The following is a 652-nucleotide window of genomic DNA, read 5'->3' on the forward strand; positions in this document are numbered from 1 at the left end:
CGCCATGGCCTTCTCGTTCAAAGGGAGCGTATACCGGCCTGACCTCATGCCTCCGATCTTCTTCCGGTTTGGCAGCACAGTCACCAAGCAACCCATCCAGCCCAAGGATGCCGCTCCGGTGGTGCGCTGGCAGCAGGGCAGCCTGACAGATTTGGTGGCGGGCCTGCCTTGGGGAGAAGGCCGGTTTGAAAGAGTCAAAGATAACAAGCACACCGTCGACTATGGCGCGAAGGTCGAGCCTCTGCCTTTGCAACCCACGGCCCCGGATGACAAGGAGAGTTACCTGCTTATGAACACCGTGAACGCCGTCAGGCTTTCGGATAACGAACCTATCGAGCTGCTGGATATTCGCATCGAGCTGGATATTGATTCTTTCACATGGCAGCTTTCGGCCACTGTGGATAACCGGGCCACGCTGGCACTGATAGAGCCGGACAGCAGCGGCACCAAGGACATCAAAATCACCATCAACGGTTGGGACTGGATATTCATGGTCACCCAGTATGATGCGGAGCGTACCTTTGGTGTTGAGCGTTATCGTATCGCAGGGGAGAGCCGCACCCGACTTCTATCCGCACCCTATGCGCCCCTGCGAAGCAAGACCGAAGGCAGTGCCATATCCGCGATTCAGGCGGCAGAGGCGGAGCTGACC

Annotated in this window: 1 protein-coding gene; it reads left to right on the forward strand. The window is 57.8% G+C overall.

Annotation, left to right across the window (positions count from 1 at the left end; translation table 11 throughout):
• Window positions 1-46: 46 nt before the first annotated feature.
• Window positions 47-652, forward strand: a 606-nt coding sequence (locus E1189_RS00715; RefSeq protein ID WP_230459868.1) for a hypothetical protein, incomplete at its 3' end; no start/stop codon positions are given.

The sequence above is a fragment of the Parendozoicomonas verongulae genome (genome assembly GCF_009711465.1).
Taxonomy (GTDB): domain Bacteria; phylum Pseudomonadota; class Gammaproteobacteria; order Pseudomonadales; family Endozoicomonadaceae; genus Sansalvadorimonas; species Sansalvadorimonas verongulae.